At 65.9% G+C, this 15,635-nt stretch carries 14 protein-coding genes and 1 pseudogene; 8 read left to right on the forward strand and 7 right to left on the reverse strand.

All coding sequences use genetic code 11. The features are described 5' to 3' along the window. Positions 1 to 9: 9 nt before the first annotated feature. Positions 10 to 2,304 carry an MMPL family transporter gene (locus ACWEO7_RS32005; protein ID WP_452428772.1) on the reverse strand — a complete coding sequence of 765 codons (2,295 nt, stop codon included), beginning with the start codon at positions 2,302 to 2,304 and terminating at the stop codon, positions 10 to 12. 203 nt (positions 2,305 to 2,507) lie between these two features. On the opposite strand from ACWEO7_RS32005, the gene ACWEO7_RS32010 reads away from it, so the two are divergent. The 6 genes from ACWEO7_RS32010 (at position 2,508) to ACWEO7_RS32035 (ending at position 9,571) form a co-directional block, all read left to right on the forward strand. Beyond that, positions 2,508 to 3,101, forward strand: a complete 594-nt coding sequence (locus tag ACWEO7_RS32010; protein ID WP_452428774.1) for a TetR/AcrR family transcriptional regulator — start codon at positions 2,508 to 2,510, stop codon at positions 3,099 to 3,101. A 36-nt stretch (positions 3,102 to 3,137) separates the two neighbouring features. Then, on the forward strand, positions 3,138 to 3,641 hold the full coding sequence (locus ACWEO7_RS32015; protein ID WP_450017940.1) for an RrF2 family transcriptional regulator: 504 nt from the start codon (positions 3,138 to 3,140) through the stop codon (positions 3,639 to 3,641). 87 nt (positions 3,642 to 3,728) lie between these two features. Continuing rightward, positions 3,729 to 5,462, forward strand: coding sequence for an ABC transporter ATP-binding protein (locus tag ACWEO7_RS32020; protein WP_452428775.1), 1,734 nt, complete (start codon positions 3,729 to 3,731; stop codon positions 5,460 to 5,462). Beyond that, complete coding sequence (locus ACWEO7_RS32025) at positions 5,459 to 7,363, forward strand: ABC transporter ATP-binding protein (protein ID WP_452428777.1); 1,905 nt, start codon at positions 5,459 to 5,461, stop codon at positions 7,361 to 7,363. Before ACWEO7_RS32020 ends, ACWEO7_RS32025 begins: the two co-directional genes overlap by 4 nt. A 164-nt stretch (positions 7,364 to 7,527) precedes the next feature. Further along, complete coding sequence (gene tgt / locus ACWEO7_RS32030; RefSeq protein WP_452428779.1) at positions 7,528 to 8,769, forward strand: tRNA guanosine(34) transglycosylase Tgt; 1,242 nt, start codon at positions 7,528 to 7,530, stop codon at positions 8,767 to 8,769. 274 nt (positions 8,770 to 9,043) lie between these two features. Beyond that, positions 9,044 to 9,571, forward strand: coding sequence for a CAP family protein (locus tag ACWEO7_RS32035; RefSeq protein ID WP_452428781.1), 528 nt, complete (start codon positions 9,044 to 9,046; stop codon positions 9,569 to 9,571). A 96-nt stretch (positions 9,572 to 9,667) separates the two neighbouring features. On the opposite strand, the gene ACWEO7_RS32040 is transcribed toward ACWEO7_RS32035, so the two are convergent. Beyond that, complete coding sequence (locus tag ACWEO7_RS32040) at positions 9,668 to 10,447, reverse strand: queuosine precursor transporter (protein ID WP_397079207.1); 780 nt, start codon at positions 10,445 to 10,447, stop codon at positions 9,668 to 9,670. 29 nt (positions 10,448 to 10,476) lie between these two features. On the opposite strand from ACWEO7_RS32040, the gene ACWEO7_RS32045 reads away from it, so the two are divergent. Further along, positions 10,477 to 10,995, forward strand: coding sequence for a DUF4190 domain-containing protein (locus ACWEO7_RS32045; protein WP_452428782.1), 519 nt, complete (start codon positions 10,477 to 10,479; stop codon positions 10,993 to 10,995). Positions 10,996 to 11,055: 60 nt separating this feature from the next. Here the strand turns inward: ACWEO7_RS32045 and ACWEO7_RS32050 are convergent, their stop codons facing one another. The 4 genes from ACWEO7_RS32050 to ACWEO7_RS32065 all read right to left on the reverse strand — a co-directional run bounded on the left by ACWEO7_RS32050 (position 11,056) and on the right by ACWEO7_RS32065 (position 14,018). After that, positions 11,056 to 11,448 (reverse strand): hypothetical protein, encoded by a 393-nt coding sequence (locus ACWEO7_RS32050; RefSeq protein WP_452428784.1) that lies wholly within the window; start codon positions 11,446 to 11,448, stop codon positions 11,056 to 11,058. Positions 11,449 to 11,807: 359 nt separating this feature from the next. Further along, positions 11,808 to 12,515 carry an RDD family protein gene (locus ACWEO7_RS32055; RefSeq protein ID WP_452428786.1) on the reverse strand — a complete coding sequence of 236 codons (708 nt, stop codon included), beginning with the start codon at positions 12,513 to 12,515 and terminating at the stop codon, positions 11,808 to 11,810. 46 nt (positions 12,516 to 12,561) lie between these two features. Then, a complete protein-coding gene (gluQRS, locus tag ACWEO7_RS32060; RefSeq protein WP_452428787.1) occupies positions 12,562 to 13,479 on the reverse strand; it encodes a tRNA glutamyl-Q(34) synthetase GluQRS in 918 nt (305 codons plus the stop codon). Between the two features lie 56 nt (positions 13,480 to 13,535). Continuing rightward, complete coding sequence (locus ACWEO7_RS32065) at positions 13,536 to 14,018, reverse strand: DUF309 domain-containing protein (RefSeq protein WP_452428790.1); 483 nt, start codon at positions 14,016 to 14,018, stop codon at positions 13,536 to 13,538. Positions 14,019 to 14,441: 423 nt separating this feature from the next. Between ACWEO7_RS32065 and ACWEO7_RS32070 the strand changes: the two genes are divergently transcribed. Then, positions 14,442 to 14,651 (forward strand): DUF397 domain-containing protein, encoded by a 210-nt coding sequence (locus ACWEO7_RS32070; protein WP_356963395.1) that lies wholly within the window; start codon positions 14,442 to 14,444, stop codon positions 14,649 to 14,651. 96 nt (positions 14,652 to 14,747) lie between these two features. On the opposite strand, the pseudogene ACWEO7_RS32075 reads toward ACWEO7_RS32070, so the two are convergent. After that, a pseudogene (locus tag ACWEO7_RS32075) lies at positions 14,748 to 15,635 on the reverse strand (cytochrome b); the annotation flags it as partial.

Below are 15,635 nucleotides of genomic sequence, written 5' to 3' on the forward strand. Positions count from 1 at the left end.
GCCTTCGGATCAGCTGACGCTGACCGGCACCTTCGCCGTCTCGGCGGAACGCCGCTGCAGCTCACGCAGCTTCGTGCCCTCGACGTCGATATCGGGCAGGATGCGGTCGAGCCACTTCGGCATCCACCACGACCACTTGCCCATCAGCACCAGCAGCGACGGAATCAGCACCATGCGGACGATGAACGCGTCCAGCAGCACGCCGACCGCCAGGGCGAAACCGAACGACTTCGCCGTCACGTCGGTCTCCAGCAGGAACGAGCCGAACACCGAGATCATGATGATCGCCGCCGAGGTCACCACGCGCGCGCCGTGATGGTAGCCGGCGACCACCGCGTCCTTGGCCGACCTGCCGTGCACGAACTCCTCGCGCATCCGGGTCACCAGGAAGACCTGGTAGTCCATAGCGAGGCCGAACACCAAGCCGATCAGCATGATCGGCATGAAGCTGACCAGCGGATGCGGGTCCTCGATCAGGCCGAGCTTGCCCTCCTGGAAGATCAGCACGGTCGCGCCGAAGGTCGCGGCCATCGACAGGAGGAACCCGAGCGCCGCCGTGAGCGGCACCAGGATCGACCGGAACACCAGGATCAGCAGGACGAACGCCGCGCCCGCCACGATCGCCAGGTAGGGCACGATCTTGCTGAGCAGCACGTGGTCCACGTCGGCGTAGATCGCCGTGGTGCCGGTGATGCCGTACTCGATGCCGTACTCGGCCTTCAGCTGGCCCTCGGCCTCCCTGGCGTCGCGCACCAGATCCTTGGTGGCCTGGTTGTTCGGCCCGGACTTGGGCACGCCGTTCAGCAGCGCGCCCTGCTGGTCCTGGCTCCACTGCGGCTCGGTCACGTAGTCCATGTCGGGGTAGGACGCGAGCTTGTCGCGCAGCGCCTTCACCGCGGCGTCCCGGTTCTCGGCGGGGACGGCGCTCAGGTCGGCGGCCACGTTCAGCACGCCGTTGCTGCCCTCGCCGAAGCCTTCGGTCCGCAGCTCGTAGGCCTTCCGGATGGTGGAGGTCTTCGGCATGCTGTCCTCGCCGGGCAGGCCCAGGTTCAAGCCGGCCGCGGGGGCGGCGAGCGCGCCGAGCACCACGACGCTCAGGATCAGCGCGACCCACGGCGCGCGGCCGAGCAGGCGGCCGAAACGCATGCCGTTGGTGACCGAGTTCTCGTCCTCGGGATCGTGCTGGGCGACCACCGGCAGCTTCGGCTTGAACAGGAACCGGCCGAACGCGCCGAGCAGCGCGGGCATCAGCGTGATCGCCGTGAGCACCGCGAAACCGGCGGCGATGGCCCCGCCCAGACCCATGAACGTCATGAACTGGACACCGACGATGCTCAGGCCCGCCAGCGCGATGATGACCGTCAGACCGGCGAACACGACAGCGGAACCGGCCGTACCGAGCGCGGTGCCCGCGGCCTCTTCCGGCGAATCCTGCACCGCGAGTTCGTGCTTGTACCTGGACACGATGAACAGCGCGTAGTCGATGGACAGCGCGATGCCGATCATCGAGGCGAGGAAGGTGGTGAAGCTGGGGATCTCGATCACCGAGGTGCCGAGCATGATCAGCGAGGTGGCCGCGCCGAGGCCGATGATCGCGGTGACGATCGGCACGAACGCCGCGACGATGGCGCCGAACGCCACGACCATCACGACCAGCGCGACGGCCATGCCGATCATCTCGGACTTGCCGCTCGGCGCTTCCTGCTTCTGCGCGATCGAGCCGCTCATCTCGACCGTCAGGCCGGCGTTGCGCGCGTCGGCGGCGACGTCGTAGGCCGCTTCGCGCTGGGCGTCGGTCACGTCGGTGACCTTCGCGATCGTGAAGGGGACATTGATCACAGCCACGGTCGCGGGCGCGGTCTTGCTGAGCACGTTCAGCGGGGCGGCGCTGCACTGCGCGGGATCGGGATTGCTCAGGCAGCCCATCTTCTCGGTCGCCTCGACCGGGTTGGTGATGGGTTTGCCGTGGTCGACGATGTCGAGCTGGCCGAGCTTGGCGATGAACGCGTCCAGCGCCGCACGGTTCGCCGGATCGGTCAGCGTCTGGCCCTCCGGCGCGGCGGCGACGTAGGTGCCGGTGACCGCGTCGAACTTGTACGCGGCGGAGGCGCCGGGGAAGTGTTTGTCGAGGATTTCGTTGGCACGCTCCGAGGGCAGGTTGGGCATGCTGAAGTCGTTGCTCATCGGCTTGCCGAGCTGCGCGCCCAGGCCACCGAGGAGCACGAACAAGACGAGCCAGACGGGAAGCACTATCCATTTCCGGCGGAAGGCGAACTTCCCCCATCTGTACAGGTAAACGGACACGACTGGTTACTCCTAGCGATGACTGGGATCGTGCTGGTTCTGCGTGTAGACAGCACTCGCGGAGGTGCCCTGCCTGCCTCCGCCTCCACTGACGCTTTCTGCCTACCGTGCGGTAGGTAGACTACCCAGGAGCTAAGCGGAGGTACAACCTCAATTTTACGGGTGATCTTCGCTCGATGCGAAGGTGATGAGAGGATCGTCGAATGGCCGTGCGTGACGCACCCGGCGCTGTCGCCGCAGGTGGAAGCACTAAAATCGCGATTCGGGACGCCGCGGTGAAGCTGTTCGGAGCCAAAGGATTCGAGCAGACGAGCCTGCGCGAGGTCGCGGATGCGGTAGGAATCACAAAGGCGTCGCTCTACTATCACTACGCGTCGAAGCTCGATCTGCTATTGGCGATCATCGATCCGATCGTCGATCTCATGCGTTCGGTGGTGGACGATCTCGACCGGGTGCCGCACGACGCCGAAGGCATCCGCCAGGTGCTGCGGACGTATCTGCGCGGTCTGATCCATCACCGTGACGCCGGGGCGCTGGTCGTGCGCGACACGGTCGCGATCATCAACGCCATGGCCGACCGCTATCCCGATCTGATGAACACCAGCAAGGTGCTGCGCGAGTGGCTGGCCGGACCGGACGCCACCGAGGAGGCGCAACTGCGCGCCTGCGCCGCGCTCGAGGTGATCGGTGTCGCGCTGGTGTCCAAGGAACTCGTGCCTGGTGCGGACGACTCGCTGGTGGAATCGTCACTGCTGGACGCCGCGACCTGTGTGCTCGCGGGCGGCGGCGCCGCGTAGATTCGAGCCATCCCCTCGACGCCAGGAGTCGCTGCTGTGCACATCACCGCGAAGGTCGATTACGCGGTGCGAACGCTGCTCGAGATCGCCAGTGCGCCGCGGCTGGACCAGTCGGCGGTCGGACTCGGCGCACCCCTTGTGCAGGCCGCGCCGGTGGTCAAGGCCGAGGCGATCGCCACCGCCCAGCGGATTCCGCCCAAGGTGCTCGAGTCCGTGCTCGGCGAACTGCGCCGCGCGGAACTCGTGATCAGCAGGCGCGGCCCGGACGGCGGCTACTGGCTGGCGAGGCCGGCCGCCGACATCTCCATCGCCGACGTGATCCGCGCGATCGAGGGCCCGCTCGCGTCGGTGCGCGGCGCGCGGCCGGAGGACGTCCGCTATGCCGGTGCGGCCGAGCCGTTGCAGCGGGTGTGGATCGCGCTGCGGGTCAACATTCGCGCGGTGCTGGAGAACGTCACCATCGCCGATATCGCGAGCAACCGGCTGCCCGGATCCGTCGAAACGCTCACCGAAGACCCGGGCGCCTGGGCGCGCCGCTAGCTCCGCAGACCCCGACGGGAGAGCATTCATGCAGGTCAGAAATCTTCACGGCGTATCGCGCCGACAGCCGGTAGCCTGCGATTCATCATGCTGACCCAACTGCTCCGCACGCATCTGTACCCCTACCGCACCCAGCTCGCAGGGGTCGTTGTGCTTCAGCTGATTTCCGTGATCGCGATGCTGTATCTGCCGAGCCTCAACGCGGACCTGATCGACAACGGCGTCACCAAAGGTGATCTCGGCTACATCTGGAGCACCGGCTTGTGGATGCTCGCGGTCACTGGCGTGCAGATCGTCGCGTCGGCCGCTTCGGTCTATCTCGGCGCGCAGGCGGCCATGGGCGCGGGCCGCGATCTGCGCGGCGCGCTGCTGCACCGCGTCGGCACGTTCTCCGCGCGCGAAGTGGGCATGTTCGGCGCGCCCTCGCTGATCACCCGCAACACCAACGACATTCAGCAGGTTCAGCTGCTCATCGTGATGTCGGCGACCATCCTGGTGATGGCGCCGATCATGTGCGTCGGCGGCATCATCATGGCGTTGCGCGAGGATCTCGGCCTGTCCTGGCTGCTGCTGATCGCGGTGCCCGCGCTCGGCCTGTCCATGGCCGTGCTGATCTCCAAGATGGTGCCCGGCTTCCGCGACATGCAGGCCAGGATCGATGAGGTGAATCGGGTACTGCGCGAGCAGATCACCGGTATTCGCGTGGTGCGGGCCTTCGTGCGGGAGCGGCAGGAGACCTGGCGGTTCGGCCTGGCCAACACCGAACTCACCGACACCGCGCTGCGGGTCGGCCGGTTGATGGCGCTGATGTTCCCCACGGTCATGCTGATCAGCAACGTCACCGCGGTCGCGGTGATCTGGTTCGGCGGGCGCGCGATCGACGCCGGGCACATGCAGATCGGTTCGCTCACCGCGATGCTGTCCTACATCATGCAGATCCTGATGGCCGTGATGATGGCCTCGTTCCTGGCCATGATGGCGCCGCGCGCCGCGGTGTCGGCCGACCGGATCGGTGAAGTGCTCGACACCGAGTCCTCGGTGCACCCGCCGCGCCTGCCGCAGCCGTTCACCGACGACCCGGCTGTCGTGGATTTCCGGTTCGCCGAGTTCGCCTTCCCCGGCGCGGAGAAGCCGGTGCTGAAAGCCATCCGATTCCAGGTGCGCCCCGGCACCACCACCGCGATCGTCGGGTCCACCGGCGCGGGGAAAACCACGCTGATCAACCTCATACCCCGGCTGATGGACGTCACCGACGGCGCGGTCTATATCGGCGGCACCGACGTGCGCCACATCGACCTGGAGGTGTTGCGCTCGCAGATCGGCCTGGTGCCGCAGAAGGCGTACCTCTTCTCCGGCACGGTCGCGAGCAACCTGCGCTACGGCAATCCGCACGCCACCGACGAGGAGCTGTGGCGCGCGCTGGAGATCGCGCAGGCCGCCGACTTCGTCCGCGAGATGCCGGAGGGGCTGCAGACGCCCGTCGCGCAGGGCGGCACCACCGTTTCCGGAGGGCAGCGTCAACGGTTGGCCATCGCCCGAGCGCTGGTGAAGAAGCCCCGGGTGTATCTGTTCGACGACTCGTTCTCCGCGCTGGACGTGGCGACCGACGCCAGGCTGCGGGAGGCGCTGAAGCCGGAGACCGCGGACGCCTCGGTTGTCATCGTCGCGCAGCGCATCGCGACCATCCGGGACGCGGATCAGATCGTGGTGCTCGAAGACGGCGCGATAGCGGGTATCGGCACGCACGAGCAGCTCCTGCGGGAGTGCTCGGAGTACCGGGAGATCGTCGAGTCGCAACTGAGTGCCGAGGAGGCGCGATGAGACCCGGAATGCCCACGCCCGGTGCGCCGGGCACCAAGGCGAAATCCTTTGTGCCTTCGCTGAAACGACTGCTGCGCAGGCTCGCGCCGGAGCGGTTACAGGTCGCGCTGATCATCGCGCTCGTCATCGTCTCGGTGGTGCTGAACACCATCGGCCCGTACATCCTCGGCAAGGCGACCAACCTGGTGTTCGACGGCGTGGTCGGCAAACAGCTGCCGCCCGGTGTGTCCAAGGACCAGGCGATCGAAGCCCTGCGAGCCAAGGGCGACAACACTTTCGCCGACATGCTCAGCGCCATGGACGTGGTGCCAGGTGTGGGGGTCGACTTCGGCGCGGTCGGGCGGGTCCTCGCCTTGGTGCTGGCGCTGTACATCGGTGCGGCCGTCTTCGGGTGGTTGCAGGGGTACCTGCTCAATATCGTGATCAACCGGACCGTGAAGCGGCTGCGCAGCGAGGTCGAGGAAAAGATCCATCGACTTCCGTTGCGCTACTTCGACTCCGCGCCGCGCGGTGACGTGCTCAGCCGGGTGACCAACGACGTCGACAACGTCTCGCAGAGCCTGCAACAGACCATGAGCCAGCTGCTCATCTCGGTGTTCTCGGTGCTCGGCATCCTGGTCATGATGTTCTGGATCTCCTGGCAGCTCGCGGTGATCGCCTTGCTCACCGTGCCCGCCGCCATCGTGATCACCGCGCAGATCGCGAAACGGTCCAAGCCGCACTTCGTCGACCAGTGGAAGTACACCGGCCTGGTCAACGCCCAGGTCGAGGAGGCGTACACCGGGCACGAGGTGGTCACCGCGTTCGGCCGCAACCGCGAGGTCGGCAAGGCATTCGATGAGCGCAACGAGCAGCTGTATCAGGCGAGCTTCAAAGCGCAATTCATCTCGGGCCTGATCATGCCCGCGATCATGTTCCTGGGGAACGTGAACTTCGTGCTGGTCGCGCTCGTCGGCGGGTTGAAGGTGGCCACGGGCAGCCTCTCGCTCGGCGAGGTACAGGCGTTCATCCAGTACTCCCGCCAGTTCAGCCAGCCGCTGACCCAGCTCGGTGCGATGGCCAACCTGCTGCAGTCCGGCGTCGCCTCGGCCGAGCGGATCTTCGAGATCCTGGACGCCGAGGAGCAGAGCCCGGACCCGGTGATGGCCGACGCGCGCCCGGTCGACCGCGGCCGGGTGGAGTTCGAGGCCGTCTCGTTCCGGTACGAACCGGACAAGCCGGTGATCGAGCGGCTGTCGCTGGTGGCGGAGCCCGGGCACGTGGTCGCGATCGTCGGCCCCACCGGCGCGGGCAAGACCACGCTGGTGAACCTGCTCATGCGGTTCTATGAATTGGACGCAGGCACGATCACCATCGACGACGTCGACATCACCGAGATCACCCGCGACAACCTGCGCTCGCGCATCGGCATGGTGTTGCAGGACACCTGGCTGTTCAAGGGCACCATCCGGGAGAACATCGCCTACGGCAACCCGAACGCGAGCGAAGAGGAGATTCTCGCCGCGGCGCGCGCCGCCTATGTCGACCGCTTCGTGCACGCGCTGCCCGACGGCTACGACACGATCATCGACGAGGAGGGCTCCGGCGTCAGCGCCGGTGAGAAACAGCTGATCACCATCGCGCGCGCGTTCCTCGCCAAACCGTCCATCCTCATCCTGGACGAGGCGACCAGCTCGGTGGACACCCGCACCGAATTGCTCGTTCAGCACGCCACCGCCGCCCTGCGCCGCGACCGGACCAGTTTCGTCATCGCCCACCGCCTGTCCACCATCCGCGACGCCGACCTGATCGTCGTCATGGAAGCGGGCCGGATCGTGGAACACGGCTCGCACGAGCGCTTGCTCGACGAGCGCGGGGCGTACTACCGCCTGTACAACGCCCAGTTCGCAGGGGCTGTGTAGTCTGGCCGCGCCTCGTGGCCGAGACCGAGGCGGCGGGCTCCGCGCGTGCACCAGGAGCAGACCGAGCGAGTGTCGCGCCTCAGCGAATCCGACTGACCGGAGCCCAGGGCCGGGGAGCGGTGGCCTGGTTCGGGCGGCGTCTGCCGGACTGCGAGGATAGCGGGGTGTCCGGTCCCGAATCCTTCTCCTTCACCGTCGGTACGCGCCTGGACGGGCGGCACGGCCGGTCCGGTCTGATCGCCACGCCGCACGGGCCGATCGCCACGCCCGCCTTCATTCCGGTGGGCACCAAGGCGACGGTCAAGGCGGTCCTGCCGGAGACCATGCGGGAACTCGGCGCCCAAGCGCTGCTGGCGAACGCCTACCACCTCTACTTGCAGCCGGGCGCCGACATCGTGGACGAGGCGGGCGGGCTCGGCGCGTTCATGAACTGGCCGGGGCCGACCTTCACCGACAGCGGCGGGTTCCAGGTGATGTCACTGGGCGTCGGGTTCAAGAAGGTGCTCGCGATGGAAGCGGTCGATGTACGCAGCGACGACGTGATCGCACCCGGCAAAGAGCGGCTGGCCACCGTGGACGACGACGGTGTCACGTTCCGCTCCCACCTCGACGGTTCGGTGCATCGCTTCACGCCCGAGGTGTCGATGAACATCCAGCACCAGCTCGGCGCCGACATCATGTTCGCGTTCGACGAACTCACCACGCTGCTGAACACCCGCGCCTATCAGGAGCAATCGGTGCAGCGCACCCACGAGTGGGCGCAGCGCTGCATCGATGAGCACGAGCGGCTGACCGCCGCGCGCACGCACCGTCCGTACCAAGCGCTGTTCGCCGTCATCCAAGGCGCGCAGTACGAGGACCTGCGCCGAAAGGCATGCCGCGGACTCGAGTCGATTCGCGGAAACGCGGGAACGGGATTCGACGGTTATGGCATCGGCGGCGCACTGGAGAAGCACAATCTGGGCGCCATCGTCGGGTGGTGCTGTGACGAGTTGCCCGAGGACAAACCGCGCCACATGCTGGGTATCAGCGAGCCGGAGGACATCTTCACCGCCATCGAGAACGGCGCGGACACCTTCGACTGCGTGAACCCGTCCCGGGTCGCCCGCAACGCCGCGATCTACGTCGACACCGGCCGGTTCAACATCAACACCAGCCGCTTTCGTCGCGACTTCACCCCGATCGATGAGAACTGCGACTGCTACACCTGCGCCAACTACACGCGCGCCTACCTCCATCACCTGTTCAAGGCCAAGGAGATGCTCGCCGCGACGCTGTGCACGATTCACAACGAGCGGTTCACGATTCGCCTGGTCGACCGGATCCGCGAGAGCATCGAGGGCGGCTACTTCGATGAGCACAAGGCGGAGACACTGGGCCGCTGGAGAGGTGAGGGGATCCGGTAATAATCACCGAGAGTCAACGAAGCTCGGCCTATCTCTGGATCCTCCATCACTACCGACAGCATCCTCGGCTGCGGTTACTCCGACATCCGTCCGATTTTTGGCGAGTACTACGGCAATCCACGCGGACCAAGTCAGCGCTGGAGCCCGTCGAAGCGGAGACGAGCGAATGCCTGCGGTATGCTCACCGTTCCCGAAACCTCCACTGCCCGTGTGGTTTCCGGTGGCTCTCTGATTCGTCTTCTATTGTGTCGTGCTCTTCCTCGAGGAGGTTGTCGTGCGTGTCGGAAGGTTGGTATCGGTCATTGCCGCGGTGATGGTCGCCGCGCTCGCCGCTGGCGGAGGCCCGGCCGCCGGACAGGGCGATTTCCCGCAGGCCGGGCTCACCGCGCACAACAAGTTCCGGGCCAGGCACGGTTCCCCGGTCATGACCTTGGACCAGAACCTGATCAATTCGGCCCAGAAATGCGCGCAGTACTACGTCGACAAGGGCGAGATCGATCACAGCTGCCCTTACAAGAACGGCGCCGGGGAGAACCTCTGGCTCTCAACGGGCGGCATCGCCGACGCCTCGCGCAGTGTCGAGATGGCCACGCAGATGTGGTACGACGAAGTCAAGGACTACGACTACAACGATCCCGGATTCAGCATTCGAACTGGGCATTTCACGCAGGTGGTGTGGAAGGCCAGTACGCGACTCGGTATCGGGTTCGCCTCGGACCACAACAGCGTCGTCGTCGCCCTCTACAACCCACCCGGCAACGTGCAAGGGCAGTTCCCTCAGAACGTGGTGCGCCCGCGCTGAGCACGGCACGCCGGCCTCGCCCATCTCGGTGAGGCCGGCGCCGGCCTGCTGGAGCTGATGGCGGAATCGCCCTCGGGGGTGTTGCCGGGAATTTCGTCAGGTGTGCAGCGGATCCACTTCGGTCGGCGCGTAGCTCGGTTCGTGCTTCTTGAGCAACGCGATCACTCGGTAGGTGATCGGGAGCACGAACACCTCGCAGAGGGTCTTCCAGATGAAGCCGACGATCACATAGTTGATGAACTGCTGCCAGGTATCGATGCCGATGGCGCCCGCGGCGATCGAGCAGAAGATCAGCGTGTCGGCGAACTCGCCGACGATGGTCGATCCGATCAGCCTGGCCCACAGGTACTTTTCCTTCGTCCGCTCCTTGATCAGCACCAATGTCGCGGAATTCAGCAGCTGGCCGACGAAGTACCCGGCCAGGCCCGCGATGACGAGCCGAGGCGTCGTCCCGAGGACGGTGCGGAACGCCTCTTGGTTGTCGTAGAAGCTCGCGGCGGGCAGCCGGATCGCGATGGCGAAGCACACGACTGTCAGCAGCAGGGCGGCGAAGCCGTAGTAGATGGCCCGCCGGGTGGCGCGGAAGCCGTACACCTCGCTCAGCACATCGCCGAGGATGTAGGCCAGCGGGAACAGGAAGAATGCGCCGTCGGTGGCGATCGGAAGGATTTGCAGCGGCCCCAGCGACACCGACCGGTCGCCGAAGAACTCCACCCCCTTGGTGGCGCAGATGTTGGAAATGATCAGGGTTGCCGTGAAAAGGGCCACGATCGGTGCGTAGTACCCCCGCGCTACCTGGGCAAATGCCGCGTGGTCCGCGGGGCGTCCAGGCCCGCCGTGCTCTTGTGTGGTTTTCGACTCACTCACCCGCATCATCCAACCAGGTTGTGGAATACGCTGTAGCAATGACGAATCCCGGGGACTCCGACGAGTGGTGGAAGCAGTACGGTGGCCAAGGCGTGTCGCCGGAGTCCGGGGGACAGAATTCGGTCCCGCAATACCCGAGCCCGGAGCAGCAGCCATCGGGCTACCCGTCGGCGCCGCAGTACCCGGTGCAGCCGCCCTCGCAGCCGATGACGCCGCCTCCGCAGCCGCAGTACCCCTCCTACCAGCAGCCCGCGCAGCCGTACCCGCAGCCGCAATACGGCTACCAGGCTCCGTACCAGCCCTACGGAGTCCCGGCGCAGGGCACCAACGGCATGGCGATCGGTGCGCTGATCTCGTCGCTGGTCGGGTTCGTCACCTGCGGGCTCGGCTCGATCGTCGGCATCATCCTCGGCGTGATCGCGTTGAACCAGATCAAGCAGAACGGCCAGGAGGGCCGCGGTATGGCGCTCGCGGGCATCTGGATCGGCGTCGGCGCCATCGTGCTCGCCATCCTGTGGTTCGTCGTCGTGATCATCGCGGGGACGACCAGCACGTAGTTCACCGGACGAGTCGAGCCATCGAGGTGCCACTCGCGAACGAATGGCACCTCGTCCGGCTCACGCGCAGTTGTAGGTCCCGCGTGTGACTTCCGTCGTCCCCGCGAACGTGAGGCCATGGGGAATGACCCGGATGCCGATGCAGTTACCGTTCTCGTAGTAGGTACCCGCGTCGACCGCGATGTCGGTCGCGACGAGCGCGATCACTCCCGCGCAGACGGTACCCGCCACATTGAGGGGAGCGCATATCAGGCCGGAACCGGCACCTACCAGCCAGCTCTTGTCTCTCGCGCTACGTGTCTGCGCGCGATCGAGCCGGATCGTGCAAGTAATGTTCCCGCAATCGCTCTGCGTCGATTGTGCTCCCGCCGCACCTGCCGGCAGGACGGTGCTCATGCCGAGCACCGAGCCGACGAGAACGGTGGCGGCTGCCGCTGATCTGATGATGTTCATGCCGAGACTCTCTGTTATCGCTGCTGACGGGGCCCGCGCGAACAACTCGAGGCGCTACTCGGTTGCCTGGCCGTACGCAGGCTGACCGGACCAAACAGGTCCAAAAAGTCACGCGCTGCCATCTGGCGAATCCCCCCTTGACCTCACTACGCGGCCGCGTGGCCGGAGTGGGTTAGTACGATCCTACTTTCACGATCCGGACAACGATAGGCATTATCGAATCGATGTAGACGTATTTATCTGTCGGACAGAACGAATCAGGCGTAAGCGGTATGTGATCCCGCTTGTCCCTCAACAAAGAAAGCGGGTGTGCGCTGGTTCAGCGCACACCCGCTTCGCGGTTCCGGGCCTTCGGCGGATCAGGCCTTCACGACCTGGGTGCCGCCGGCGAACTTGTCGTGCCAGCCCTGCTTGTTCGGGTCCTGCTCGATGGTGATCGCGATGTAGATCGCCAAGCCGAACGATGCGAGGGCGCCGATGCAGTAGACGATGTTCAGGGCGACGAAGAGGTTCCGCTTGAGCGAGGTCTGCGGGTCGATCTTCGCCGCGCCACCGGGAGCAAGCACCTTCAGTCCGAGGATCTTCTTGCCGAAGGTGGCGCCCTGGGAGGTCTCCAGCAGCACGTAGTAGCCGACAATGACGACGTAGGCGATGGCGGTGGCGAGAATGCCGCCGATGAAGCCGCCGACGCCGTACGCGACCAGCCAGTAGACGATGCCTGCCGGAATGCCGCTGAAGATGGCGTCGAGGACGCGTGCTCCGAACCGGGTCAAGAGGTCGCCGGGTTGTCCGCTGTAGTTGTTGAACCCGGGCTGCTGCGGGTACTGACCGTAGGGTTCCTGCCCGTACTGCGGCTGCTGCTGCCCGTACTGCGGCTGCTGTCCGTATTGCGGCTGCTGCTGACCGTACTGCGGCTGTTGCCCGTATTGCGGCTGCTGCTGGCCGTACTGGGGCTGTTGCCCGTATTGCGGCTGCTGGCCGTACTGGTCGCCCCCCTGGGGGTACGGCTGGCCGTACGGCTGCCCGCCCTGCGGATACTGGTTGGGGTCGTACCCACCGCTTGTCATAGTTGTTTGTCCTCGTCGATTGATCAGTAGTTGGACGATGCGTACGTTACGGACATGGGCTGCTTCGCAACAACCCGTCCACGTCGAATACCGACGGTTCACGGGGTAGCCGCCGGGTGTCGAAACGCTCGAGTAGCTCGGACGACGATGTCGCGGTGAAGCCGAGCGAAGCGGCCAGTGCCGAGACTACTTCCTCCGGCGTGTTGCCGAGCGCCAATCGTTCGCGGAGTGTCACCGCCCCATCCCGTTTCGCCAGCCGCCGCCCCTCCGAATTGAGCACCAGCGGCACGTGGGCATAGTGCGGCACCGGCAGATCGAGCAGCGTCGCAAGGTATGCCTGTCGCGGGGTCGATGGCAGCAGATCGTCGCCGCGAACCACTTGGTCGACGCCCTGCGCCGCGTCGTCCACCACGACGGCGAGGTTGTAGGCGGGGAGGCCGTCACCGCGCCGTAGCACCACGTCGTCGACCGGGCCCCGGTAGCGACCGTGCAACTCGTCGTGCACCTCGAACTCGGTGGCCGTGGCGCGCAGGCGGAGTGCGGCCGGGCGGCCCTGCGCGCGCAACCGCTCGCGCTCCAAGGGAATCAGGGTGCGGCAGGTTCCGGGGTAGGCGCCAATCGGTCCGTGCGGCGCCGTCGCTGCCTTCTGTATTTCCCTTCGCGTGCAGAAGCATTCGTAGGTGAGCCCGGCGGCGGTGAGGCGTTCGATGGCCGCCGCGTACTGCGGCAACCGATCGGACTGTCGTACCGCGGGCCCGTCCCAATCCACGCCGATCGCGGCGAGATCGTCGAGCTGCCGCTGCTCCGCACCGGGCCGCACTCGATCAAGGTCATCGATCCGGAGCAGGAAGCGGCGACCGGTGGAACGAGCGAATGCCCATGCCAGCAGTGCGGTGCGGAGATTGCCCAGGTGCAGGTCCCCGGACGGGCTCGGCGCATACCGGCCCGCACCCGGCTCAGTCACGGGCTCGTCTGATGGACGATGAGAAGCGCACCTCGGCCATGGTAGAAGCGAGGCGATCAGCCGCGCAGACGCGGCCGCAGGTCGGCGTCCGCCGGTTCGCCGCCCGCTTCCAGCGTCGCGAGCAGAGCTTCGGCGTGGGCGACCAATCCCGGGAGGTCGATATTGTAGGGCGCCTGCCCGCTCTCCGGTCGGTATGCCGTCATTCGCGACACCGCGCGGGCGAGCAGTGTACGCGCCCCTTTGGGATTTCCGCGCTGTATGTGCGTCAGACCGACAGCGAACTGCGCGAGCGCCTGCCACAGCATCCGCTCGGCGAACGATCCGTTCTTCCATGCGGCCTCTAAAACCTCGTGTGCATTGAATGCGAGTCCCTCGTCCAGCAGTTGCTGGGCGAAGGTCAAGGTTTGCTGGGGTGGAAGATCGAGATCGTCCGGAATTCGGGCAACTCCGGTACTGCCGGGAGGCAGCGGACGCCCGAGGCGGTCGCGCGGACGGGCATTACGGGCGCGACCTGCGTCGTCTCGCTCGCGTTCGACCATAGGTTCCATCATGCACGGCCACTGTGCCGCCGTCGACGCGGCCCTCGGCCGGATGGGAATTGTCGGCCGATAACAGAGCAATCACATCCGTTAAAAACATTGTGGTACGCCAGTGTTTGGAATGAATACCTAGGATCGGCAATGTTCCCGCAACCCCGTTGCTTCGCAAACGTGTGTGGTTGCGATGATTGAATAGGCAAGAGCCGGGCAAACTTTCGAAAGACCTGCTAGTGTTACCGCGCGGGGACGGGCCCCGTGCGAGGTTAATTTCCTCTCGAACTCGATGTGCGATATCGACGCACCGGGAAAGTGGGCTCCGGCAAAGGGTGCACCACGGGATTCGGCTTTCCAGTCGGATGCCGCTGCTAGCTGGAACGATGTCAGGAGAAATCTCGCTCTCGACGCAGCAAAGGAGCTAGTACCGTGGAGGTTGGTTGGACGGGCGCTGTATGGCGCAAGAGCACATACAGCGGCCCGGATGGAGCGTGTGTGGAAGTCGCTTTTCTCGTCGACGGCCGTGTCGCGGTTCGTGACACCAAAGCCAGTGGACGCGGTCCGGTCTTGGCGTTTGCGCCGGGTGAGTGGGATGCATTCCTAGTGGGGGTCTCGACGGGAGCGTTCCGGTGCGGATGAACTGCTCCGGATTCGCCTGAACAAGGCAAAGCGGGCCCCGGGTCGTATCGGACTCGGGGCCTTCGCGGTTTTCGGGGCGGGTCGGGTGCCGAATGCTCAGTGGGCGGAACCGTTTCCGTCGCCGTTCGCCCGTTCCTGAACCTTGCGCAGCACCGCGAGTTGCTTGCGTTCCTCTTCGTGCTCGATCTCGAAGTGCTTCGCGCTCTCGTCCCGCGGATCCGCGCGCAGGAAGCTGCCGGTGCCCGGCTTGCCCGCCGCGCCCAGCTTGCTCATCTTCTTCGGCACGGGCGCGCCCTGGTACTCCAGCGGAACAGGGTGGCCGTGCTTGTCCACCGGGCCGAGCGGCTGGTGCACCTCGATGTACTCGCCGTGCGGCAGGCGCACGAGCACGCCGGTCTCCACCCCGTGGTCGAGCACGGCCCGGTCGCTGCGCTGTAGGCCGAGGCAAATGCGGTAGGCCAGGAAGTAGGCGATCGGGGGCACGAGCAGCAGGCCGATGCGTCCGGCCCAGGTCGTCGCGTTGAGCGAGATGTGGAACTTGTACGCGATGATGTCGTTGACGCACGACAGCGTGAGCACCGTATAGAACGCGATGGCCATCGCGCCGATGGCCGTGCGAACGGGCACGTCGCGGGGGCGTTGCAACAGATTGTGGTGCGCGCTGACGTCGCCGGTGAGCCGCTTCTCGATCCAGGGATAGGCGATGAGGACGACGAAGACCAGCCCCATGATCACGGCGACCCAGAAGACGGCGGGCACAGTGTAACGGCCCAGGTACAGCTCCCACGGCGGCATCAATCGCGCCATGCCGTCGGTCCACATCATGTAGAAGTCCGGCTGCGAACCCGCCGACACCTGCGACGGGTTGTACGGACCGAGGTTCCAGATCGGGTTGATCTGGAACACACCACCCATGAGGCCGACGATGCCGAGGGTGAAGGCGAAGAACGCGCCCTGGTCGGCGGCGAACACCGGCACGATCCG

The sequence above is a fragment of the Nocardia sp. NPDC004260 genome, assembly GCF_053603155.1.

What these genes read in the sequence shown, in the direction of transcription:
- ACWEO7_RS32055 (WP_452428786.1), bottom strand. Translation starts at nt 12,515, where the DNA reads ATGACAAGCGGTGGGTACGACCCCAACCAGTATCCGCAGGGCGGGCAG.
- ACWEO7_RS32065 (WP_452428790.1), bottom strand. Translation starts at nt 14,018, where the DNA reads ATGGTCGAACGCGAGCGAGACGACGCAGGTCGCGCCCGTAATGCCCGT.
- ACWEO7_RS32010 (WP_452428774.1), top strand. Translation starts at nt 2,508, where the DNA reads ATGGCCGTGCGTGACGCACCCGGCGCTGTCGCCGCAGGTGGAAGCACT.
- ACWEO7_RS32025 (WP_452428777.1), top strand. Translation starts at nt 5,459, where the DNA reads ATGAGACCCGGAATGCCCACGCCCGGTGCGCCGGGCACCAAGGCGAAA.
- ACWEO7_RS32040 (WP_397079207.1), bottom strand. Translation starts at nt 10,447, where the DNA reads ATGATGCGGGTGAGTGAGTCGAAAACCACACAAGAGCACGGCGGGCCT.
- ACWEO7_RS32020 (WP_452428775.1), top strand. Translation starts at nt 3,729, where the DNA reads ATGCTGACCCAACTGCTCCGCACGCATCTGTACCCCTACCGCACCCAG.
- ACWEO7_RS32050 (WP_452428784.1), bottom strand. Translation starts at nt 11,448, where the DNA reads ATGAACATCATCAGATCAGCGGCAGCCGCCACCGTTCTCGTCGGCTCG.
- ACWEO7_RS32045 (WP_452428782.1), top strand. Translation starts at nt 10,477, where the DNA reads ATGACGAATCCCGGGGACTCCGACGAGTGGTGGAAGCAGTACGGTGGC.